This is a genomic window from Streptomyces sp. NPDC097640, from assembly GCF_040302705.1.
Taxonomy (GTDB): domain Bacteria; phylum Actinomycetota; class Actinomycetes; order Streptomycetales; family Streptomycetaceae; genus Streptomyces.
In genome coordinates this window covers 154511-177083 of record NZ_JBEOSB010000015.1, presented here as the reverse complement: position 1 = coordinate 177083, position 22573 = coordinate 154511, and the positions used below count along the sequence as shown (strand labels likewise).

The 22573-nt window shown below is 73.0% G+C and carries 18 protein-coding genes; 7 read left to right on the top strand and 11 right to left on the bottom strand.

Annotated elements, in window-relative coordinates; genetic code table 11:
- The first annotated feature begins 174 nt into the window (after positions 1-174).
- On the top strand, positions 175-1278 hold the full coding sequence (locus ABTY62_RS24405) for an AI-2E family transporter (protein ID WP_502997508.1): 1104 nt from the start codon (positions 175-177) through the stop codon (positions 1276-1278).
- 7 nt (positions 1279-1285) lie between these two features.
- Here the strand turns inward: ABTY62_RS24405 and ABTY62_RS24400 are convergent, their stop codons facing one another.
- Together ABTY62_RS24400 and ABTY62_RS24395 are read right to left on the bottom strand one after the other, a co-directional pair.
- Complete coding sequence (locus ABTY62_RS24400) at positions 1286-2869, bottom strand: hypothetical protein (protein WP_352131560.1); 1584 nt, start codon at positions 2867-2869, stop codon at positions 1286-1288.
- The gene (locus tag ABTY62_RS24395) at positions 2866-3792 is read right to left on the bottom strand and encodes an ATP-binding cassette domain-containing protein (protein ID WP_352131559.1); all 927 of its coding nucleotides are present in this window, start codon (positions 3790-3792) and stop codon (positions 2866-2868) included. The genes ABTY62_RS24400 and ABTY62_RS24395 overlap by 4 nt, the downstream gene beginning before the upstream one ends.
- A 136-nt stretch (positions 3793-3928) precedes the next feature.
- On the opposite strand from ABTY62_RS24395, the gene ABTY62_RS24390 reads away from it, so the two are divergent.
- The 3 genes from ABTY62_RS24390 (at position 3929) to ABTY62_RS24380 (ending at position 7265) form a co-directional block, all read left to right on the top strand.
- Complete coding sequence (locus ABTY62_RS24390; protein WP_352131558.1) at positions 3929-5197, top strand: sensor histidine kinase; 1269 nt, start codon at positions 3929-3931, stop codon at positions 5195-5197.
- Positions 5194-5874: a response regulator gene (locus ABTY62_RS24385; protein ID WP_352131557.1), complete on the top strand. Its 681-nt coding sequence runs from the start codon at positions 5194-5196 to the stop codon at positions 5872-5874. The genes ABTY62_RS24390 and ABTY62_RS24385 overlap by 4 nt, the downstream gene beginning before the upstream one ends.
- A 209-nt stretch (positions 5875-6083) precedes the next feature.
- A complete protein-coding gene (locus ABTY62_RS24380) occupies positions 6084-7265 on the top strand; it encodes a S1 family peptidase (protein WP_352131556.1) in 1182 nt (393 codons plus the stop codon).
- Between the two features lie 71 nt (positions 7266-7336).
- Here ABTY62_RS24380 and ABTY62_RS24375 read toward each other — a convergent pair whose 3' ends face one another.
- Positions 7337-8680 carry a Gfo/Idh/MocA family protein gene (locus ABTY62_RS24375; RefSeq protein ID WP_352131555.1) on the bottom strand — a complete coding sequence of 448 codons (1344 nt, stop codon included), beginning with the start codon at positions 8678-8680 and terminating at the stop codon, positions 7337-7339.
- Positions 8681-8965: 285 nt separating this feature from the next.
- On the opposite strand from ABTY62_RS24375, the gene ABTY62_RS24370 reads away from it, so the two are divergent.
- Positions 8966-10882, top strand: coding sequence for a glycoside hydrolase family 97 protein (locus ABTY62_RS24370; RefSeq protein WP_352131554.1), 1917 nt, complete (start codon positions 8966-8968; stop codon positions 10880-10882).
- Between the two features lie 48 nt (positions 10883-10930).
- Here ABTY62_RS24370 and ABTY62_RS24365 read toward each other — a convergent pair whose 3' ends face one another.
- The 5 genes from ABTY62_RS24365 to ABTY62_RS24345 all read right to left on the bottom strand — a co-directional run bounded on the left by ABTY62_RS24365 (position 10931) and on the right by ABTY62_RS24345 (position 16834).
- The gene (locus ABTY62_RS24365) at positions 10931-11155 is read right to left on the bottom strand and encodes a DUF2277 domain-containing protein (protein ID WP_352131553.1); all 225 of its coding nucleotides are present in this window, start codon (positions 11153-11155) and stop codon (positions 10931-10933) included.
- Between the two features lie 38 nt (positions 11156-11193).
- The gene (gene sthA / locus ABTY62_RS24360; protein ID WP_352131552.1) at positions 11194-12597 is read right to left on the bottom strand and encodes a Si-specific NAD(P)(+) transhydrogenase; all 1404 of its coding nucleotides are present in this window, start codon (positions 12595-12597) and stop codon (positions 11194-11196) included.
- A 111-nt stretch (positions 12598-12708) separates the two neighbouring features.
- Positions 12709-15057, bottom strand: coding sequence for a glycoside hydrolase family 65 protein (locus tag ABTY62_RS24355; RefSeq protein ID WP_352131551.1), 2349 nt, complete (start codon positions 15055-15057; stop codon positions 12709-12711).
- On the bottom strand, positions 15054-15800 hold the full coding sequence (locus ABTY62_RS24350) for an HAD family hydrolase (RefSeq protein WP_352131550.1): 747 nt from the start codon (positions 15798-15800) through the stop codon (positions 15054-15056). Before ABTY62_RS24350 ends, ABTY62_RS24355 begins: the two co-directional genes overlap by 4 nt.
- Positions 15801-15937: 137 nt before the next feature.
- Positions 15938-16834, bottom strand: a complete 897-nt coding sequence (locus tag ABTY62_RS24345; RefSeq protein WP_352131549.1) for a Gfo/Idh/MocA family protein — start codon at positions 16832-16834, stop codon at positions 15938-15940.
- A 200-nt stretch (positions 16835-17034) separates the two neighbouring features.
- Between ABTY62_RS24345 and ABTY62_RS24340 the strand changes: the two genes are divergently transcribed.
- Positions 17035-18819: a hydroxysqualene dehydroxylase gene (locus ABTY62_RS24340; protein WP_352131548.1), complete on the top strand. Its 1785-nt coding sequence runs from the start codon at positions 17035-17037 to the stop codon at positions 18817-18819.
- An 11-nt stretch (positions 18820-18830) separates the two neighbouring features.
- Here ABTY62_RS24340 and ABTY62_RS24335 read toward each other — a convergent pair whose 3' ends face one another.
- Together ABTY62_RS24335 and ABTY62_RS24330 are read right to left on the bottom strand one after the other, a co-directional pair.
- Positions 18831-19208 carry a toxin Doc gene (locus ABTY62_RS24335; RefSeq protein WP_352131547.1) on the bottom strand — a complete coding sequence of 126 codons (378 nt, stop codon included), beginning with the start codon at positions 19206-19208 and terminating at the stop codon, positions 18831-18833.
- A 2-nt stretch (positions 19209-19210) separates the two neighbouring features.
- Complete coding sequence (locus ABTY62_RS24330) at positions 19211-19456, bottom strand: hypothetical protein (RefSeq protein ID WP_014174261.1); 246 nt, start codon at positions 19454-19456, stop codon at positions 19211-19213.
- Between the two features lie 151 nt (positions 19457-19607).
- Between ABTY62_RS24330 and ABTY62_RS24325 the strand changes: the two genes are divergently transcribed.
- Entirely contained in the window at positions 19608-20591 is a 984-nt protein-coding gene (locus tag ABTY62_RS24325) for an aldo/keto reductase (protein ID WP_352131546.1), read from the top strand.
- Positions 20592-20601: 10 nt separating this feature from the next.
- Here the strand turns inward: ABTY62_RS24325 and ABTY62_RS24320 are convergent, their stop codons facing one another.
- Positions 20602-22548, bottom strand: coding sequence for a cellulase family glycosylhydrolase (locus ABTY62_RS24320; protein WP_502997507.1), 1947 nt, complete (start codon positions 22546-22548; stop codon positions 20602-20604).
- Positions 22549-22573: the final 25 nt, after the last annotated feature.

Sequence of the window (22573 nt, the reverse complement as noted above, 5' to 3'; positions counted from 1 at the left end):
ACACGTCCCTGATTGAATCGGCGTACACATCGGCACATACCGGCATGATTCAGATCCGTGCCGGCCCCGCGGGACCGGGACGCAGGAGGCGGTGGCGCCCAGGTGAGCAGCACATCTCGCCCACCGGACGGCCGACGCGCGCGGCGCGTGGTGCGGGGCGGCCGCCCCGGCGGAATGACCCCGGGGGCGGTGACCCGGGCACGCGCCGCCGCGCCGGACCGGAGGGCGGCCGGGCGGGGCGGGGGCGAGCGCGTACACCCCGCGCTGCGCCTCGCGGCCGGGTACGCGTGGCGGCTGCTGGTGGTCGGAGCGCTCGTCTACGCGGCGTTCAAGGTGCTGGGGCGCTTCGAACTCGTCGCGGTCGCGGTGTTCCTGGGGCTGGTGGTGACCGCGGTGCTGCGGCCGCTGGCCGATCTGTGCGCGCGGGCGCTCCCCCGGCCGCTCGCGGTGGCGGTGGCGCTGATCGGCAGCATCGTCGTGGTGCTCGGCCTGCTGGCGCTGGTGGGCAGCGTGGCGGCCTCGGAGGCGGGCAAGCTGGTGGGCGAGTTCCGCGGCGGGGTGGGCCGGATCAGCCGCTGGCTGGAGCAGCCGCCGTTCCGGATCAGGCACGGCACGCTTCAGGGGCTGCACGAGCGGATCAGCACCTTCGTCTCGGCCCACCGGGGAGCGCTGATCAGCCGGGCGGTCAGCGGCGCCAACCGGGCCGTGGAAGCGCTCACCGGCGCGGCACTGGCCCTGTTCTGCTCGGTGTTCTTCATCTACGGCGGCGACCGGATGTGGCTGTGGTTCCACGCCCAGCTGCCCGAGTCCGCCCGGTCGGTGTGGGACCGGGGGGCCCGGGCGGCGTGGACCACGTTCGCGGGCTACACGCGCGGCATCATCATCGTGGCGGCCGCCAACGCGACGATGGTGGGCATCGCCCTGTTCCTGCTGCGGGTGCCGCTGGCGCTGCCGCTGACGGTGCTGGTGTTCTTCGCCACCTTCATCCCGCTGATCGGCGCGCCCATCGCGCTGGCCGTGGCGACCGTGGTGGCGCTGGCCGGGCGGGGCCCGGTCATCGCCGCCGCCGTGGTGGTGCTCATCGTCGTCATCGGCCAGATCGAGGGCCATGTGCTGCACCCGCTGGTGATGAGCTGGGCGGTGCAGCTGCACCCGGTGGTCGTGGCGATCTCGGTCATCGCCGGCAGCCTCGTCGCCGGGGTGATCGGCGCGATCGTGGCCGTGCCGATGGTGTCGGTCGTCTGGTCCGTGGTGCGCACGCTGCGCTCCGAGCCCTGACGGCGGCTCACACCTTGCCGCGCCGCGTGGCGCCGGCCGCGAAGACGGCGCCGAGCAGCAGCGCGGACAGGGCGGCGACAGCCGCCGCGGGCGGTCCGGCCGGGTGGCCGCCGGACCGGACCGCGCCCATGAAGTCGAGCAGCGGCAGACCGTTGGCGGTCGCGTACCACAGCGGCAGATAGACGGCCTGGAAGAGCCGGTGGGTGCGGCTGAGCGTGCCCAGGGCCAGGGCCAGCGACGGGACGAAGAGCGCGCCACCGGCCCAGGCGCCGGCCCCGGCCCAGTCGGCCGCCGCGACGAACCGCACCAGCGGGGCGAGTGCGGCCAGCGCCGTGACCGCGAGCCCGGACAGCCATTCGGCGAGCGTTCCGCGGCGCCGTGCCGGGTAGGCGCCGAGCAGCGACTCCACGCCGTACTCGTGGCGCTGGGTGCCCAGGCGGGACCAGATGAGGACGGGCCAGATCCAGGCCGCCGGGAGGACGAACCGGGGTATCGCCGAGAGCGGCGCCACCAGACCGGCGACCGTGATGGCCGCGGCGACCGCCCACCACCACGGCGGGGTGCCCTGGAGGAGGATGCGGAGCTCGCCGGCCAGCAGCCGCCCGAGGGCGCCGCCCGGGCGCACCTCGGTGCGCGGCGGCCCGGTGAACACCGGCGCCGTCGGGTCCGCCGCGGGCGCGGGCGGGGGTGTGCCGCCCGGCCGGGCCTGCCGGGGCGGCGGCACCGCGCCGCCGCGGGCGGGGTCGAACCGGCCGAACCAGAGGGCGGGGAGGAGCGCCACCAGGGCCGCCGCCAGGACCAGGGTCAGCCGTGCGGCCACGAACTCCGTGCCCGGGGTGAACCCGTGCCACTCGAAGGTCCGCAGTGGAAGGTCGACGTAGGTCAGGCCCAGGCTGAACTCCTGGCCGGACAGATCGAGGCCGCGGGCCGTCATGTCGCCGTGCATCGAGACGACGACGCCGTGCACCCCGAGGCCGCCGAGCGGTGCGCCGGGCCCCTGGCCGCCGAACGCGACGGCCAGCCACACGAAGAACCAGATGACGTTTCCGAGCCCCTTGCGCAGCAGGGGCGTGGCGTCGAACAGCAGCGCGGCCGCAGCCGTCGCCGCCACCAGGGGGAGGGTGATCAGTGCGAAGGGCAGCAGCAGCGGGCCGGGTTCCACGGTGCCGGACTCGCCGCGGGCCAGTTGCATCACCGGCGCGGTGAGCGCGAGCACCGCCGCCATGGAGCCGAGCACCATCGCGTTGCTGAGGAATTTCGCCGCGAGGTAGCCGGAGCCGCGCAGTGGTGTCGCGGCGAGGAGCCGGCCCACGCCGGTGGCCTCGTCCCGGGCGACGGTGCCGCGTACGACGTAGAAGCCGCCGAGCGTCAGCCACAGCGCCCCGGCCAGCGCGGTCGCCATGCCGGTGTAGGCGCTGTTGTAGACGCCGCGGTAGTCGCCGAGCTGCATGATGACCCAGCGGGTGCCGGGGTCCGGCACGGCCAGGTAGCCGAGGCCGACCGCGGCCGCCAGGGTCAGCGCGTAGGCGGGGCGCCGGGCCCGCTCCCGGAAGTCGGCGAGGGCGAGCCTGCCGAGCCGGCCGGCCGTCATCGCCGCGCCTCCCACCGCGGGTCGGCGAGGGGAATGTCCGGTGGGACGTCCGGTGGGACGTCCGGCTGATGGATGACGGCGAGGTAGGCGTCCTCCAGATCCGGGGCCACCGGTTCCGCGTCCGGGTACGGCGCCTCGGGGGCCAGCAGCCGCAGCCGTACCCCGGCGGCCGTGCGCACGGCGCGGCTGACCGGGTAGCGCGTCTGCGCGGCGGCGGCCTGCTCGGGGCCGACCAGCGCCTCCCACACCTGCCCGGCCACCTCGCCCAGCAGCTCCTCGGGGGTGCCGCGCCGCCGCAGCCGCCCGTCGGCGACCACCGCGATGTCGGACGCCACTGATTCGACGTCGGAGACGATGTGTGTGGACAGCATCACCACCCGGTCGGCGGCCAGTTCGCTGAGCAGGTTGCGGAAGCGCACCCGCTCCTGCGGGTCGAGGCCGGCGGTCGGCTCGTCGACGACGATCACCCGCGGGTCGGCGAGCAGGGTCTGCGCGATGCCCACCCGGCGCAGCATCCCGCCGGAGTATCCGCCCAGGGGGCGTCCGGCCGCCTCGGTGAGGTTGACGAGTTCGAGCAGTTCGTCGATGCGGGCGCGCGCGGCGCGGGCCGCGATGCCCTTCGCCGCGGCGAGGTAGGAGAGGAATTCCCGCGCGGTCAGGTGGGGGTAGACGCCAAAGTCCTGCGGCAGATAGCCGAGCGCCCGGCGCAGGACGTCCGGCCGCGCCACCGCGTCCACCCCGTCGTACAGGACTCTTCCGGCGGTGGGGCGGGTGATGGTGGCGGCCATCCGCATCAGAGAGGACTTTCCTGCGCCGTTGGGGCCCAGCAGACCCAGCAGGCCGGGGCCCAGACGGAGCGTCATGTGGTCGACGGCGCGTTTTCCGCCCCGGTAGACCTTGCTGACATCGATCAGTTCGAGCATGGGGCCACTGTCGCCGGGCGGGGTGTGCGGGCGCTTCGCGGCGGGGAGGGAATTCCGCTTCCCCCGGTCGAGGGAAGGCGTCTCTGGCTCTCAGGGGGGAGGCGGATCCGGTGGGGTGGCCACGATACTTGTGCCCGTGTGGAGAGCCCCCGACTGGAAATGGCCCTGGTGGCAGGCGATCGGCTGTGCGGACACCGTGCGGGGCTGGGCGTACGCGCTGACCGGCGCGGCCTGGAGCCTGCCGCCGATCGCGGTGGCGCTCGCCGTGGCGGCGGGGGCGGCGCGGTCGTGGCCGGCGGGGCTTCGCTGGCTGTGTTTCGGTGCCGTGTTCGCGGCGCTGCTCGCGGCCGCCGGCCGCCCGCGCGCGGTGCGCGCGAGGTGTGTCCGCCTGGCCAACCGGCTGCTGCGCACCGGCCTGCCCGCGCCCGTCGCGTCCCCCGGCGCCGGCCGGCCCGACGTGCTGCGCACCCCGGCGTGGCTGGCGCTGCACATGGCGGTGGGCTGGGCAGTGGTGGCCGTGACGGGCCCGCTGGTGATGGCGGCGGCGGTGCTGCCCGCGGTCTGGCTCGGCGGTGGCGAGCGGATCGCCCTGCTCGGTCTGTCGGTGCGGGTGGCGGGCGGCTGGCGGGGCGGGTGGGCCCCGTTCGCCGCGGTCGGCTGCCTCGCGGTGGCGGCGTGGGTCTGCGCGGGCGCGGTGGCCGTCCTGCGGTCGGCGGCCCCGGCCCTGCTCGGCCCCCGGCCGGCCGAGCGGCTGGCCGCGCTCGAGGAGCGGACGCGCCTGCTGGCCGGGCGCAACCGGCTGGCCCAGGAGTTGCACGACTCCATCGGGCACACCCTCACGGCCGCCACCATCCAGGCCGCCGTGGCGGCGGAGTTGATGGAGCGGGAGCCGGAGGCGGCCCGGCGCGCGCTCAGCAGCATCGAGGAGTCCTCCAGGAGCGCGATGGACGACCTGGACCATGTGCTCGGCGTGTTGCGGGAGGGCAAGGCGCCGACGGCCCCGCAGCACACCCTGGGCGATCTGCACGCCCTGCTGGAGCGGGTGCGGCTGACCGGCACCGAGGTGCGCGCCGACATCGACGGCGACTGGGCGCGGGTCCCGGCGGCCGTGTCCCGGGAGACCTACCGCATCGTCCAGGAAGGGCTGACCAACGCCCTGCGCCATGCCCACCGGGCGCCGGTGACGCTGCGCGTGGCGGTGACGGACGACTGGCTGGTGGCGGAGCTCAGCAACCCGATGGCGGGCGCCCGTGCGCTCGGGCTCACCCGGCCCGGGCGGCGGGGGCAGGGCCTGGCCGGGATCGCCGAACGGGTGCGGCTGCTGCGCGGCGAGGTCACCACCGGGCCCGCGCCGGACGGCCGGTGGCGGCTGCTGGCCCGGATACCACTACGGTCGGCGCCATGAACGACGCGCCCATGAACCACGCGCCTGTGACCGTGCTCATCGCCGACGACGAGGAGCTGACCCGCACCGGGCTGCGGGCGCTGTTGTCGGCCAAGCCCGACCTGGAGGTGGTGGGCGAGGCGGCGGACGGCGGGGAGGTGCTGCCCCTGGTCCGGGCCACCCGCCCGGATGTGGTGCTGATGGATGTGCGGATGCCCGGGATGGACGGCATCGAGGCGACCAGGCAACTGCGGTCGGCCCTGGACGAGCCGCCGAAGGTCGTGGTGATCACGACCTTCGAGAGCGATGACCACGTCTATGACGCGCTGCGGGCGGGCGCCGACGGCTTCCTCCTCAAGCGCACCCCGGCGCAGGCGATCGCCCACGCGATACGGCTGGTGGCCACGGGGGACTCGGTGCTCTTCCCCGACGCCGTGCGCAGGCTGGTGGCGGCCCGTCCGCTGCCCCTGGCCGGCCCGGCCGCCGGCCAGGCGCCGCTGACCGTCCGTGAGACCGAGATCCTGCGGCTCATGGCGACCGGCCTGTCCAACCCTGATATCGCGGGCCACCTGACGGTCAGTCTGGAGACCGTCAAGACGCATGTGAGCAATCTGCTGACCAAGCTGGGCGCCCAGAACCGCACCCAGGCCGTGATCCTGGCCTATGAGTCCGGCCTGGTCGTCCCCGGTGGCCGCTGAGCCGACGGAGGCACCGGCAGGGACGGGCCGGACCGCATGGCGCCTGGGAGAACCCCTAGAGGTTTCCCCGGAGCGACCCCACCGCCCGCCATTGGTATGGACATATCAAGTCCGCGCACTCTAGGCTCCTCCGCGATCGGCCATGAGAGCGCTCTCAGGTCTCCCCCTGTTCTGCCCTCGTCCCGCAGTGCGACAGAAGGAGAACTGCCATGCGACGCACGACCGCCGTCCGTGTCGGCCTGTCCGCCCTACTCGTCCTCGGCTCCCTCTCGGGGGCCGGAGCCGCGCTCTCCACCGCCACGGCGGCTCCGAGCTCCGACTCGTCCGCGCCCTCCACGAAGCTCGTCAGCGCCCTCGGCCGCGATCTGGGGCTGACGGAGGGCCAGGCGCGGGCACGCCTGAGCCAGGAAGCGACGGCCATGAAGCTGGCGCCGAAGGCCGAGCGCGCCGCGGGCAAGGCGTTCGGCGGTTCCTGGTTCGACGCGGACACCGGAAAGCTGGTTGTCGGCGTCACCGGCGAGAAGCAGGCCGAGGCCGTGCGGGCGACCGGCGCCACCGCCCGGACCGTCCGGCACACCGCGAAGGAGCTCGACGCGGTGAAGGCGAGACTCGACGACAAGGCCGGGAAGAAGGCCGCCCCGGCCGGGGTGAGCAGCTGGCGCGTCGACCCGAAGGCGGGCAGCGTGGTGATCTCCGTACGCCGGGGGTCCGAGGGCGACGCCGCCGTACGCGCGTTCGTCGACGAGGCGAAGAACCAGGCCGCGCGGGCGGGTTCGGTCCCGGTCGCGGTCGAGAAAGCCGCCGCGCAGGCGCCGGCCACCCTGGCCGCGGGCACGGTCGGCGGCGACCCGTACTACACCGGCAACGTCCGCTGCTCCATCGGCTTCTCGGTACAGGGCGGCTTTGTCACGGCCGGGCACTGTAGCGGGGCCGGCGCCTCCGTCAACGGCTGGGACGGCTCGTACATCGGCAACTTCCAGGGCTCGTCCTTCCCCGGCAACGACTACGCGTGGGTCAGCGTCGGCAGCGGCTGGTGGACCGTCCCGGTGGTGCTCGGCTGGGGCACGGTGCCCGACGCGCTGGTCCGCGGCTCCGCGGAGGCCCCGGTCGGCGCCTCGATCTGCCGCTCCGGGTCCACCACCCACTGGCACTGCGGCACGGTGCTGGCCAAGAACGAGACGGTGAACTACAGCCAGGGCGCGGTGTACCAGATGACCAAGACCAATGTGTGCGCCGAGGGCGGTGACTCGGGCGGTTCGTTCATCAGCGGCGACCAGGCCCAGGGCGTGACCTCCGGCGGCTGGGGCAACTGCTCCAGCGGCGGCGAGACCTGGTTCCAGCCGGTGAACGAGATCCTGTCGGTGTACGGACTGCGGCTGCACACCGCCTGAGGGCCGAGCGCCTGAGGGCGGACGTGGGAGGCGGGCCGTGTCCGGCCCGCCTCCCACTGTCGGCTATCGGGTCACACCCGCACCACGTCCGCGATGTCCATGGGGAGCCCGGTGGCGAAGGACCGGTTGGCCGCCAGGCCCGCGGCCAGGGCGAGCGCCCCGTCCACCTCGTTCGCCCGCAGCCCGGCCGCGTCACCGGTGTCGGGCGCGGCCTCGGGGTCGGCGGACCCGTAGAGGGCGTCCAGCATGCGGGCGTCGCCGCCGCCGTGTCCGGCGTGGTCGAAGTCCGTGACGGCCACCTCGTGCGGGGGCTCCCACAGGGGGTGGACGGTGATGCGGTGGCCGCCCGCGTTGGCGAGGGCGGTGTCGCCGTGGACCGCGCCCTTGGCGGAGGCGAGACGGGCCCGGGGCGGCTGCCACAGGCTCTCCTCGACCTGAAGCTCGAGGCGGCCGCGGGTGCCGTTGAACATCACCCGGTAGCCCTCCCACGGCGAGTAGGCGGTGAGGTGGTACGTCATGGTGGCGCCGGTGGAGTAGCGCACGAGGAGCGCCATGTCGTCCTCGATGGTGATGTCGTCACCGAAGACGTTGCGGTCGCGCAGATAGCCGTCCTCGGCCTCCGCCCGCAGATACAGGGAGTTCAGCGCCTCGTTGTCCTCCAGGTGGACGGCGAAGGGGTCGTCGGCCGCGGCCTGCGCCCCATGGGCCCGGTCGTAGTCGCGCCGGTAGCCGGTGCGCTCCCCCGCCTCCCGGCCGTAGAAGGCGAGCCGCCCGTAGCCGAAGACCTGCTCGGGGCGGGCGCCGAGCCACCAGTTGACGAGGTCGAAGTGGTGGCTGGACTTGTGCACCATCAGGCCGCCGCTGTTGGCCTTCTCGCGGTGCCAGCGGCGGAAGTAGTCGGCGCCATGGCGCACGTCGAGCAGCCACTCGAAGTGCACGGACAGCACATCGCCGATGGCGCCTTCGGCCAGCAGCCTGCGCACCCGCTCATGGACGGGGTTGAAGCGGTAGTTGAAGGCCACGGAGAGGCTGTTGCCGGTGCGGCGCACCGCCTCCAGGATGCGGGCGCAGCGCTCGGCGTCGACGGTCATGGGCTTCTCGGTGACGACGCGCGCGCCGTGCTCCAGGGCGGGGACGATGTAGTGGTCGTGGAGCGCGTCCACGGTGGTGACCAGCACCTCGTCGATGTCCTCGGTGCGCAGCAGCCGTTCGAAGTCCTCAGCGCCGTACGCGGTGGCCGCCGGGCGGCCCGCGGCGGCGAGCAGGTCGTTGTGGTGGGCGATCCGCACCGGGTTGGGGTCGCACAGGGCGGCGACATGCAGTTGCGGGCGGCGGGAGAAGGCTTCGGTGAAGGTCTGTGCTCGGTGGCCGGTGCCGACGATGGCGACGCGCCTGGCTGGGGTGGTGGCGACCATGCGATTCCTCTCCCGCTGCTGGCTGATTGAAGATCCAGGGAAGAGTTGCATTCGTTTGCAGACCCGTCAATGGTCATGGGGGAAGTGACGGGGCGTCTGCCGCGGCCATGGGATGAAACGAGTGGGAACGATTGCAGGGACGCCTGCGACGGCGTATGCGCATAGCCATTAGCCACTATAGATCCGATCTATTGCACCGCCTCTCCCCTTCTTTCCCCTCAACAGCACCCAACCCCTCCCCAGTTATCGGATGACTAGGTAACGTATCGGGCTCGGGAGGCAATCATGGCGAGATCTGTCAGACGCACCACCCTGGCTCTTCTGCTCAGCGGCGTGCTCTCGATGACGCTGTTCGTCTCGGCACCCGCACATGCCCAGGACTCCGCGTGGACCGTGAGCGGCCCCTCGGCGCGCTCCGGCCCGCAGGCCCGGCTGCAACTCGACGCGGCCACGGGCGCACTGACGCTCCAGGTGTCGCGGGGCGGCCGTACCGTGCTCGAGCCTTCGCCCGTCGGCATCCGCACCGAGAGGGCGGATCTGTCGCGGGGCCTGCGTTTCCTGGGGCGCGAGCGACATGTGGTCGCGGAGCGCTACCGGACCACCGCCGGCAAGGACCGCTCGCGCAACGTACGCATGACCGAGACGAGGTTCCGGTTCCGCGCCGGCGAGGGCACCCGGCTCGACCTCGTGGTCCGGGTCTCGGACGACGGCGTCGCCTACCGCTATGTCCTGCCGGAGGGCAGCGGGGACGTCCTCGGCGAGACCTCGGCCTTCACCCTGCCGGCGGACGCGACCGCGTGGCTGGGCGCCTACCGGCGGGACAACGAGAACCTGTTCAACGAGTACCCGGCGGCCACCGCGCCGACCGGCGAGTACATGGCACAGGCGCTGTTCGAGACGCGGGGCGGCTACGCCCTGATCGCCGAGTCCGACCTGACCGGCCGCTACTCCGCCGCCCGCCTGGTGCACGAGGCCGGCCGACCCACCTATCGCATCGGGCTGTGGGACGAGCGCGTGGAGTCCGACGGCGGGCTGAGCACACCGTGGCGGGCCGTGGTCGTGGGCGACCTCGCGACCGTCACGGAGTCCACCTTCACCGACGACCTCGCGCCCGCCTCGCGGGTCGCCGACACCTCGTGGATCCGGCCGGGGCCCGCCCTGTGGACCTGGCTGGCCGGGGGGCGCCCGGCCGGGCAGAGCCTGTCCATGCAGAAGGGTTATGTGGACTACGCGGCCCAGCGCGGCTGGCCGTATGTCGTGGTCGACGCGGGCTGGTACTTCGACCCGGACCAGTGGGATGTGACCGACCCCGACTGGCAGACGAACAGCTGGATGCCGGAGCTCGTCGGGTACGCGCGGGAGCGCGGCGTCGGCATCCAGGTCTGGATGCACCAGCGCGACCTGGACACGGCCGAGGAGCGCGCGCAGTGGCTGCCCACCCTGGAGCGGTGGGGCGTGAAGGGCGTGAAGATCGACTTCATGGACTCCGAGTCCCAGACCACGCTGCGCTGGTACGACGAGATCCTCCCGGCCACCGCCGCCCACCACCTGCTCGTCAACTTCCACGGCTCCACGATTCCCAAGGGCATCCAGCGCACCTGGCCGCAGGTGATGACGATGGAGGGGGTCAACGGCGAGGAGAAGCGCGTCAACACCGCGCAGCACCTGGCCATCCTCCCCTTCACCCGCAATGTCATCGGCTCCATGGACTTCACCCCCGGGGCCTTCCACCGCCCGCAGCGCCCGAACGCGGCCTCGGACGCCGGGGAGCTGGGGCTGTCCGTGCTGTACGAGTCGGGCATCCAGAACCTCGCGGGCACCCCCGAGTCGTACGACGCGCGCCCGCTCGCCCGGGGCTTCCTCGAACAGCTCCCCGCGGCCTGGGACCGCACCCGGCTGCTCACCGGGCGGCCGGGCGACAGCGCGGTGCTGGCCCGGGAGAGCGGCGGGCGGTGGTTCATCGGCGGCACCTTCGCCGGTGCCGCCCGCACCGCCGAGGTGCCGCTGCGGCTGGGGCCTGGCACCTGGCGGGTCGACCTGGTCCTCGACGGCCCGGACGCGCCGGGCGGCCTGGTCCGTGAGTCCCGGGTGGTGCGCGGCGGGGACACCCTGTCCGTACCGGTCGTCGCGGACGGCGGCTTCGCGGCCATCGCCTGCCGCCCGCAGCCCGGCCGCACCAGCTGCGACCGGCCCGCTTCCTGAGCCGGGAGCACGGTACGCGCCCCCGCCCGCTACGGCGAGCGGGGGCGCTCAGCTCACCCGGCCACCGCCGCCGCGCACCTCGATGCCGTCGAGAAGCCTGCGGGTGGCCTCGGCCACCGCCTCGACGGCCTGGTCGAACACCTCGCGGTTGTGGGCGGCGGGCGCGCGGAACCCGGACACCTTGCGGACGTACTGGAGGGCGGCCGCCCTGATGTCCTCGTCGTGGATCTCGGGCGTCATGGGCGGGCGGAGTGTCTTGATGCTGCGGCACATGCCTCCAGTGTGCGCCCCGGCTGTGACAACGGGGGGCTTCAGTCCCCGAGGTGGTCGATCTCCCGCATCTTGTTGGTCGCGTCCAGGGCCGCGACCTTGTAGGACTCGGCGAAGGTCGGGTAGTTGAACACCGCGTCGACCAGGTAGTCGACGGTGCCGCCGCAGCCCATCACCGCCTGGCCGATGTGGATGAGCTCGGTGGCGCCGGTGCCGAAGCAGTGCACCCCCAGCAGCCGCCGGTCCTCCGGGGACACCAGCAGCTTGAGCATGCCGTGCGAGTCGCCGACGATCTGGCCGCGGGCCAGCTCGCGGTAGCGCGAGACGCCGACCTCGAAGGGCACGCACGCGTCGGTGAGCTGGTCCTCGGTGCGGCCGATGAAGCTGATCTCGGGGATGGTGTAGATGCCGATGGGCTGGAGGTCGTGGATGGGGTTCACCGGCTCGTCGCAGGCGTGGTACGCGGCGCTGCGGCCCTGCTCCATCGAGGTGGCGGCGAGCGCGGGGAAGCCGATGACGTCGCCGACGGCGTAGATGTGCGGCACGGCCGTGCGGTAGTGCTCGTCCACCGTGATCCGGCCCCGCTTGTCGGCGGTGAGACCGGCCCGGCCGAGGTCGAGTTCGTCGGTCAGCCCCTGGCGTCCGGCGGAGTACATGACCGCGTCGGCGGGGATCTTCTTCCCGCTCTCCAGCACGGTCAGGGTGCCGCGGGCGTGGCGCTCGACCGCGGCGACCGTCTCGCCGAAGCGGAAGGTGACGGCCAGGTCCCGCAGCCGGTACTTCAGCGCCTCGACCACCTCGACATCGCAGAAGTCCAGCATGCCCTCGCGCTGCTCGACCACCGTGACCTTGCTGCCCAGGGCGGCGAACATGGAGGCGTACTCGATGCCGATCACCCCGGCGCCCACGATGACCATGGAGCGCGGCACCCGCTCCATGTTCAGGACGCTGTCGGAGTCCATGATCGTCCGTTCGTCGAACGCCACGGTCGCCGGGCGCGCCGGCCGGGTGCCGGTGGCGATCACGATGTGCTGCGCGGTCAGCAGCTGCTCATGGCCGTCGGCGTCGCGGACGGCGACGGTGTGGTCGTCCACGAAGCGTCCGGTCCCCGCGAAGAGCGCGACCCGGTTGCGGGACAACTGGCTGCGGATGACGTCCACTTCGCGGCTGACCACGTGCTGGGTACGGGCGGTCAGGTCGGCGACGGTGATCTCGTCCTTGAGCCGGTAGCTCTGGCCGTACAGATCGCGCTGGGTCAGGCCGGTGAGGTAGAGCACCGCCTCCCGTAGGGTCTTGGAGGGCACGGTCCCGGTGTGTATGGAGACACCGCCGACCATGTCGGGCCGGTCGACCACGGCCACGCGGCGGCCCAGTTTGGCCGCGGCGATGGCGGCTTTCTGGCCACCCGGGCCGGATCCGATCACGAGCATGTCAAAGTCGGGCACCCGAGAAGTCTGGCACCCGCCGCCGCCCGCCCGGAAGAGCGAAGGCTCCGGAAGATCGAGGGCTGCGGAAGATCGAGGGCTCCGGCGGAGCGGGACGCCCGTCCCGCGGCCTCAGGCGCGGCGGTCGGGGCGGCGGCCGGGGGGCTGGCGCGGCTCGGGGCGGGTGGTGGGCTCGGGGATCTTGCGCTTCTGCGGCGACTTCTCGGTGACGGTGAGCGGCCGGCCGTAGTGGCGGATCTCCAGCGGGGCGCCGCGCACCATGGTGTAGACGGCCGAGGTCTCGGTGATCTCCACCCGCAGGCTTCTGCCCAGCCATTGGACGGTGAAGGCCAGCCGGGCCAGCTTCTCCGCCGGCAGCTTGGGGGAGAAGTCGAGAGTGCCCTCGCAGTGGCGCATGCCGCCGAACCCGGCCACCAGCGCCATCCAGGTGCCCGCCAGCGAGGCGATGTGCAGTCCGTCGCGGGTGTTGTGCTCCAGGTCCCTGAGGTCCATCAGAGCGGCCTCGCCCAAGTAGTCGTAGGCCAGGCGCAGATGGCCCACCTCGGCGGCCATGACGGCCTGGGCGCAGGCGGACAGGGAGGAGTCGCGGACGTTCAGCCCCTCGTAGTAGGCGAAGTTGCGCGCCTTCTCCTCCACGGTGAAGGAGTCGCCGCGCAGATACATCGCCAGCACCAGGTCGGCCTGTTTGACGACCTGCTTGCGGTACAGGTCGAAGTAGGGGAAGTGCAGCATCAGCGGGTACTGGTCGGGGTGTGTGCCCTCGAAGTCCCACACCTGGTGGCCGGTGAAGTCGGCCGACTGCTCATGGACGCCCAGGGTTTTGTTGTACGGGATCGTCATGGCCTCGGCGGCGTCCCGCCAGGCCGCGGCCTCCTCGTCGTCCACCCCCAGCGCGGTGCCCTGGTCCGGGTGGCGCTCGACGACGTCCGCGGCGGCGCGCAGGTTCGACTGGGCCATGAGGTTGGTGTAGACGTTGTCGTCGCCGAGCGCGCTGTACTCGTCCGGGCCGGTCACCCCGTCGATGTGGAAGCGGCCGTGGTGGTCGTGGTGGCCCAGCGAGCGCCACAGCCGGGCCGTCTCCACCAGCAGTTCCACCGCGCTGTCGCGTTCGAACTCGTCGTCGCCGGTGGCCGAGACATAGCGCACCACGGCGTCGGCCACATCGGCGTTGACGTGGAAGGCCGCCGTGCCGGCCGGCCAGTACGCGGAGCACTCGGAGCCGTCGATGGTGCGCCAGGGGAAGGCGGCTCCGTGGTGGCCGAGCTGGCGGGCCCGTTCCCGGGCGGCGGGCAGTGTGGACTGCCGCCAGCGCAGCGCCTCGGCGACGGATTCGGGGAAGGTGTAGGTGAGCAGCGGCAGCACGAAGGTGTCGGTGTCCCAGAAGGAGTGTCCGTCGTAGCCCGCCCCGGTGAGGCCCTTGGCGGGGATCGCCCGCTCCTCCGCGCGGGCCCCGGCCTGGAGCACATGGAAGAGGCCGAAGCGCACGGCCTGCTGGATCTCGGCGTCGCCCTCGACCTCGACGTCCGCGCGGTTCCAGAAGCGCTCGAGCCAGTCCCGCTGCTGGTCCACCAGGCCGTCCCAGCCGGTGCTCGCGGCGCCGGCCAGCGCGGCCTCCACCTGGTCGCGGACGGCGGGCAGCGAGCGGGCGCCGGACCAGCCGTACGCGACCAGCTTCTCCAGCCGCAGCACCTCGCCCGGCTGGAGCACCGAGGTGATGGTGAGGCGGGCGACGTCCTCGCTGCTCTCGCTCGAGGTGCGGGTGGGCGGCGGCCCGCTGATGAAGTGGTCGGCGGCGGAGGCGACCCGCAGTTGGCTGGCCTCGGTGCAGTGGATCAGGCGCAGCCGCAGGTCCCAGGCGGCGTCCTCCTCGGGCCGCAGGGGGGACTCAAGGGCGGCGGCGACCCGGGGGTCGCCGGCCCGCTGCGGCAGTTGCTCGTTGGCGACCAGCTCCGACTGGACGACCACCCGGACCTCGGCGTCCACGGCCTCAACCTGGTAGGCGACGGCGGCGATCGCCCGCTGGGGAAGGGAGACCAGCCGGGTGGAGCGCAGCTTCACGGTGACGCCGGAGGGGGAGGTCCACTCGCAGGTGCGGTGCAGCAGCCCGCTGCGCATGTCGAGCACGCGCTCGTGCGAGCGCAGCCGCCCGTAGCGCAGGTCGAAGGGCTCGTCGTCCACCAGCAGTCTGATGATCTTGCCGTTGGTGACGTTGATCATGGTCTGGCCGGACTCGGGGTAGCCGTATCCGGCCTCGGCGTACGGCAGCGGGCGCAGCTCGTGCACGCCGTTGAGATAGGAGCCGGGCAGGCCGTGCGGCTCGCCCTCGTCCAGATTGCCGCGCCAGCCGACATGGCCGTTGGAGAGCGCGAAGAGGGACTCGCTCTGCGGCAGCACATCGAGGTGGAGCTCGGTCTCGCGCAGCACCCACGGGTCGACGGCGTACGAGGAATCGGTGATCACGAGGCGTCCTCCTCCAGCAGCTCGGCGAGGTCCCGCACCACGATGTCCGCGCCGTGGGCGCGCAGCGCCTCGGCCTGGCCGACCCGGTCGACGCCCACCACCCGGCCGAAGTGTCCGGCGCGGCCGGCCTCCATGCCCGCCAGGGCATCCTCGAAGACCGCGGCGGCCGCGGGGGCGACGTCCAGTTCGCGGGCGGCCGCGAGGAAGGTGTCCGGGTGCGGCTTGCCCGCCAGCCCGCGCTCGGCGGCGACCACGCCGTCGACGCGAACCTCGAAGAGGTGCTCTATTTTCGCAGAGATCAGGACATCGCGGCAGTTGGCGCTCGAGGAGACGACCGCGGTGCGCAGGCCCGCGGCGCGGACCGCCTCGACGAAGCGCACCGACCCCGGATACGCCTCGACCCCCTCTTTCCGGATCTTCTCCAGGACCAGGGCGTTCTTGCGGGTGCCCAGGCCGTGCACCGTGTCCAGGCCGGGCGGGTCCTGGTCCGTCCCCTCGGGGAGCTCGATGCCCCGGGAGGCGAGGAAGGTGCGCACCCCGTCGGCGCGGGGCCGCCCGTCGACGTACTCGTCGTAGTCGGCGACCTTGTCGAAGGGGCGGAAGTCAGGGCCCTCGCGGCGGCGGAGGAAGTCGTCGAACATCTCCTTCCACGCCGCCGCGTGGATCACGGCGGTTCGGGTCAGCACCCCGTCGAGGTCGAACAGGCAGGCCCGGACGGTCTTCGGAAGGCGCGGCTCGGTCATGGCTCCCGGTTCCCCAGCAGCCGCCGAAGTATGCGGCGAGTGGGGTACGGGCGCACGACGGCCGCGGGCGCACGACGGCCGCGGGCGCACGACGGCCGCGGGCGGGCGGCGGACCGGAAGGCGGACCCGGAGGCGGGTCAGCGCGGCGCGACGGTGCGGCCGGTGCGGCGCGAGGCATCGGCGGCCTCAAGGACGGCCACCACCTCGCGGCCGAACCGCACGTCACAGGGGTCGCCGGTCCCGGTGCGGGCGCTGCGCAGCAGCCGATCCGTGGCCGCGGTGAACGCCTCGACGGCGGTGATCCCGGTGTCGGGCACCTCCGCCACGCCCAGCTCGCCGTAGAAGTCGCAGCTGTGCGCGACGGCGGCGGGCCGGGCGTCGAGGGTGAGCGCGAGCGTGCCGACCGCGCCGGAGCGGTGCCGCAGCAGCACATGCGCCGCGCCACGCGGTCCGCCGACCGCGGTGACCTCGGTGACCGGGCCCAGGACGGGCAGGAGGACGGACAGGGCGTGCGGGCCGACGTCCCACAGGCCGCCGCGCTCCTTCCGCCACGGGGAGTCCCCGTAGGGGTTGCCGGGCCGGAAGATGGCGGCGAAGGCCGTCGCCCGGCCGCCGTCCCAGCCTCCGGCGGCCGCGGCCCCGGTCAGGAACTCCTCGACGGATGGCGCGAAGCGGCGGGTGAAGAACACCACGGAGGCCAGCTCGCGCTCCTCGACGGCGCGCACCACGCGGTCGGCTTCCTCGGTGGTGAACGCGAGCGGCTTGTCGAGCAGCAGATGGCACCCGGCGCGGGCGGCGCGCAGCGCCAGGTCGCTCTGGATGTCCGGCGGCAGGGCCACGGCGACCGCGTCGACGTCGGCGATCAGCTCATCGGCCCGGTCGTAGGCCCGGGTGCCGTACCGCTCGGCCAGCGCCCGCGCCTTGGCCGGGTCACGGCCCCAGACGCCCGCCAGCTCAGCCTCGGGGTGCGCGGCGAGGGCCGCGCCCTGTGTCTCGGCCGCCCAGTGGCCGGTGCCCAGCAGTCCGAACCGCAATGCCGCCCCTTTTCTCCCGGTGCCCCGGCCGCCTTCTCCGGGTGCTCCGTCCGTTGCCGGGCGCGATCCTACGCCGCGGGGCGCCGACCGCGGGAGGGGGGCAGGGGGAGCCGTCTTCCGCCGTCCGACCCACCCCGCTAGCGTGACGTGGGCATGACCAAATCGGCAAGGGTCGGCAAGGGGAGGAGTCGCGAGTCGCGATGGAAAAGGACGGCAGGACACGGCGTCAGTTCCTGGCCACGGCGGGCGCCACCGGCGGCGCCCTCGCGCTGGGCACCGCGACGGCCGGCACCGCCTCGGCCGCCCCCGCGGCGGCCCGCAGCGTCGCCGTGCTCGGCGGCGGTGTCTCAGGGCTGAGCGCCGCGCACGAGCTGGCCGAGCGGGGGTATGCGGTCACGGTGTACGAGCGCAACCGCACCCTCGGTGGCAAGGCCCGCAGCATGGATGTGCCCGGCACCGGCAGCGGCGGGCGCGGGGCCCTCCCGGGCGAACACGGATTCCGCTTCTTTCCGGGTTTCTACCGGAACCTTCCCGACACCCTGCGCCGGATCCCCTTCCCCGGCAACGCGGGCGGCTGCCGGGACAACCTGGTCGCCGCCACCGAGGAGCTGTTCGCGCGAAACGGCGGCACCCCGGATCTGCGGCTGCCGTTCCGTACCCTCACCGCGCCGCCCGACCCCGGCTCGCTCACCCCCGACGCGCTGCTCCAGCTCCTCATCGGATTCCTGGACACCGCGCTCGGCCTGCCCGCCACCGAGATCGCGTACTTCGCCAACCGCGTCCTGGTCCACCTCACCAGCTGCGATCCGCGCCGCGAGGGGCAGTGGGAGCGGGTGCCGTGGTGGGACTTCGTCAAGGCGGACCGGATGTCGCAGGACTACCAGCGCTTACTGGCCGTCGGCATCACCCGCAACATCGTCGCCACCAAGGCGGAGGAGGCCAGCACCCGCACCGTCGCCCGCGTCCTCCAGGCGTTCGTCTACAACGTCCTGGCCCGCGGCCACGACGGGGAGCCGGACCGGGTGCTGAACGCCCCGACCAGCGAGGCGTGGATCGACCCGTGGGAGGCGTATCTGCGCTCCCTGGGCGTGCGGTTCGAGCTCGGCGCCGAGCTGACGGAGCTGGTGTACGAGGGCGGGCGGATCACCGGGGCGCGGCTGAGGGACCCGGAGACGGGCGCGACCCGCACCGCCACCGCCGACCACTACCTCAGCGCGCTGCCCGTCGAGCACGCCCGCACCACCTGGGGCGCGACGCTGCGGGCCGCCGACCCCCAGCTCGCCCGCTGCGACAAGCTGCGGACGGACTGGATGGTCGGAGTCCAGTTCTATCTGCGCACCCCCACCCCGATCCTCAACGGGCATGTCGACTGCGTGGACTCCCCCTGGTCGATCACCGCCGTGGGGCAGGCGCAGTTCTGGAAGGGGCGCGACTTCCCCGCCGACTACGGGGACGGGCAGGTCGCTGACTGCCTGTCCACCATCGTCTCCGAGTGGGACAAGCCGGGGATCCTCTACGGGAAGACCGCCAAGCAGTGCACGCGCGAGGAGGTCGTCCGCGAGATCTGGGCCCAGTTGAAGGACAGCCTGCACGACACCGGGCGGACGGTGCTGCGCGACGCGGATGTGCACTCCTGGTTCATGGACCCGGCCGTCGAAGGGCTCGGCGGCCCCTCCCCCACCAACCGCGAGCAGTTGCTGATCCACCCGGCGGGCACCTGGTACAACCGCCCCACCGCGGCCACCGCGGTGGCCAACCTCTTCCTGGCCGGGGACTATGTGGCCACCGACATGGACCTGGCGACGATGGAGGGCGCCAACGAGTCGGCGCGCCGGGCGGTCAACGCGCTGCTGGACGCGGAGGGCTCGAGCGCCGCACGGTGCGCCATCCGGACGCTGTACCAGCCGCCGGAGCTGGAGCCGCTGCGCCGCATCGACGAGACCCGCTACCGGCTGGGGCTGCCCAACGCCTTCGACCTCGGCTGACGGCGGGGGGCTCAGATCCGCCAGGAGCGGATGCGGCCCGCCGCGTCGAAGACATCGGCCTTGCCGGACAGGATGTCGCGGACCAGGTCGATCAGCGCGCCGTACGGCGGGTCGATGCCCTCGCCGGAGGCGTGCATATAGGCGACGGCCGTGGCGCTGGCGAACCGCGCGTTGCTCCCCGGGAGCGGGCGCAGCAGCGCGATGGTGTGCAGCAGCGCCGCGGCCCGCCACGCGGGGTCCGGGTCGACCCCCAGGCGTGGCGGGTCGACGCGATGCCGGGCCACGGCGGCGACCAGGCCGGAGAAGTCGGAGATGGACGGCTGTTCCGGCATGACCTCCTCGTGGCGCTGGAGCAGCCAGGGGACGTCGATATGCAGTAGCGGGGCCATGGTCAGGCGGCCTGTCCCGGGTCGTGGGGGCGGTGTTCGTCGTCGGGGAACGCGTCGGCGAACGCCTGCGCGTTGTCCGCGAAGAAGCGCCGGAAGACCTCGGCGCCCTCCTGGAGCGCCCGATGGCGGGCGATGTCGGCGACGGTCGCCTCCCGGACGAGGGCCTTCATCGTGGTGCCACGCTCCTTGGCGATCTGGCGGAGGTCCTCAAGTTCCCGATCGCTGAATTCCACGTTGAGAGCTGACATGCTCCCAGCCTACTTGCCAGGTACCCCGACAGCAATCGCCGCAGGTCAAATATTGTTTTTGTAGGTACTTGACAAGGTTGCAGCAAGGTTGCGGGAGGGTTTGGCGCGGGGTGCGGATACGGTGAGCCGGACCACAGGAGAGAGAGGGACCATGGAGCAGCGTGAGTTCGCCCGGATCGGCCGGAAGGTGTCCGTCGTCGGGCTGGGCACCTGGCAGCTGGGCGCGGACTGGGGCGAGGTCCGCGAGGACGACGCGCTGGCGGTGCTGGACGCGGCCGTCGAGTCGGGCGTGACCTTCTTCGACACCGCCGATGTGTACGGGGACGGGCGCAGCGAGCAGCTCATCGGACGCTATCTGCGAAGCCGCCCGGACGCGCGGATCTTCGTGGCGACCAAGATGGGGCGGCGGCTGCCGCAGGTCGCGGAGAACTACACGCTGGACAACTTCCTTGCCTGGACGGACCGTTCGCGCGCCAACCTCGGGGTGGACACGCTGGATCTGGTGCAGCTGCACTGCCCGCCGTCGTCGGTACACTCCTCCGCCGCCGTCTTCGACGCGCTGGACACTCTGGTGGACCGGGGGCGTGTCGCGGCGTACGGGGTGAGCGTGGAGACCTGCGAGGAGGCGCTGGCGGCGATCGAGCACCCGGGGACGGCCAGCGTGCAGATCATTCTCAATCCGTTCCGGCTCAAGCCGCTGGAGCGGGTGCTGCCCGCGGCCGCCGCGGCCGGGGTGGGGATCATCGCGCGAGTGCCGCTGGCGTCGGGTCTGCTGTCCGGCCGGTACACCAAGGACACGGTGTTCGCAGAGAACGACCACCGCACGTACAACCGCCATGGCGAGATGTTCGACCAGGGCGAGACCTTCTCGGGCGTGGACTTCACGGAAGGCGTCGAGGCGGCGGTGGAGTTCGGTGAGCTGGCGCCCGAAGGAGCGACGCCCGCGCAGACCGCGCTGCGGTGGGTCGTCCAGCAGCCCGGGGTGACCTCGGTCATCCCGGGGGCGCGCTCGCCCGAGCAGGCGCGGGCGAACGGCGCCGCGGCGGCGCTGCCCGGGCTCGAGCAGGGCACGCTGGACGCGGTCCGCGGGCTGTACGACCGGCGGATCCGCGCCCAGGTGCACCACCGCTGGTGATGCCGGTGGGTCAGTTCGGGAACCCGGCGGCCTGCGCCCACCCGCTGAGCTCGCGCTGCGCCGCGGCGCGCAGCTCGGCCGAGGGGGCGGCGGTGCCGTCGGCGACCAGCGCGTAGTGGAGGGTTCCGGCGCCGGGCGGCGCGGAGAGCAGCAGCCGCCGGGCGTCGGTGCCGCCGCTCTCCGCCGCGGTGGCCACGGGGTGGTCGGCGGTGTGTCCGTGTGCGGTGTAGGCGGGCGGGCCGGTGACGGTGCCCAGGTCGGAGACCACGGTGGTGGTGGCGGGGTCGAAGTCGCGGGGCAGATGCAGTTCGGTGGGGGCCTCGGTGGCGCTGTTCTGGCGCCACACCAGCATCCCGTAGCGGCCGGAGCCGACCAGCCGTGCCACATTGGGCAGGCTGCTGGGGACGCGGTCCCAGCTCAGGGTGGTGGAGCCGTCGCGCGAGCGGTCCTCGAAGGTGAAGGCGAGGGTGCGGCCCGCGACCGCGGTCGGGTAGACGCGGTCCAGGAGCCGGGCGTCCTGGCGGAGCACGGCCGCCCCCGTGTCGTCGAGGCGGACGGCCGACAGGTCCTCGTCGTTCCAGGCGTCGCCGTCGGTGAGGATCTTGTCGGGGTTGCCGTTCATCGCCTCGTGGTGGCGCCCGTTGTACAGGTCCCACTGCCACTGGTTGGCGGACAGGACCGGGCCGGAGGCGGCGGCCTTGCTCCACCAGGTGGCGCCGCCGAGCCGGGAGTCCAGCGCCTGGTACAGGCCCTTGACCACGGTCGGCGCCTTGTCGGAGGTGAAGCCGGTCAGCGGGTGTCCGTACTCGCTGACGACGGCGGTGGTGCCGAGCGCGGAGGCGCGGTCGCGCACGTTGGCGAAGTCGGTGGAGTACTGGCCGTCCTGGGCCTTGCCGGGCATGAAGACGCCGGAGATGGCCTTCTGGTCGTAGAAGTGTGTGTTGAACACATAGCGGGAGCCGATGGCGCCGGCGTCGAGCAGTCCGCCCTCGTGGCGCTGGAAGTCGATGTTGGAGTTCCAGAACAGGTTGGGCTCGACGAAGGCGGGCTTGTCGGTCCAGCCCGCGGCGTCCATGCGCGCCCGGAACTTCTCATAGAACGGCCACAGGACGTCCTTCTCCCAGGCGCGGCTGGACTGGCCGCTGTCGTAGCGGCCCGCGTACGGCTCGTTGTACGGGTCGAAGCCGACGACGCGGGCGAACTCGTGCGCGGTCAGATGGCCGACGAGGTAGGCCATCGTCTTCTCGGCGGTGGCCCGGAAGGCGTCCTGGACCCGGACGGGCCCGGCGGAGGTCTCCAGGGTGCGGTTCTTCCAGAAGTCGCGGGTGGCGTCCTGGACGGCCGGGTTCTGGGTGATGTTCTGGCCCCAGTGGACACAGATGCCGCAGGACTCCTTGGCGTAGCCGCCGGCCTTGACGACCCACTGGGGCGCGCCGTCGCCCGAGTACCAGCTGTCCTTGTCGAACAGGTGGCGGGAGTAGAGGTCCTGGTGGAAGTCGGGGTAGATCCGGATCCCGGCGTCCAGGAAGGCCCGCATCTGCTCGGTGGCCCTGCGCAGATACTCCTCGTCGACCTTGCCGGGCTCGGGCTCGGCGTGGGCCCAGGACAGCAGGAAGCGGACGGAGTTGGCGCCGGTGAGGCCGCGCATGGCCTGGGCGGACTTCCGGGCGTCGGCGGCGTCCGCGAACGGCAGGCCGTCGTTCTCCGCCAGCTTGACCTCGCCGGAGACATTGAATCCGCGCAGGACGACCTCGCGGCCGTGGCCGTCGGTGAACCGGCCGCTCTGTACGGAGATCCGGTCCGCGGCCGGGCCGTCGGACCAGGGCGGCTCGGCGGCGGCCGCCGTGCCGCCCGGGGCGGCGACCGCCGCCATCAGCAGCAGGGCGGCCGCCCCGAGCAGTCGTGCGCGGCCCGTTCGAAGACGAACTCTCATCCCGTGCGTCACTGTGGTCGCCATGAACCTACCGTCGGGTAAACATGAG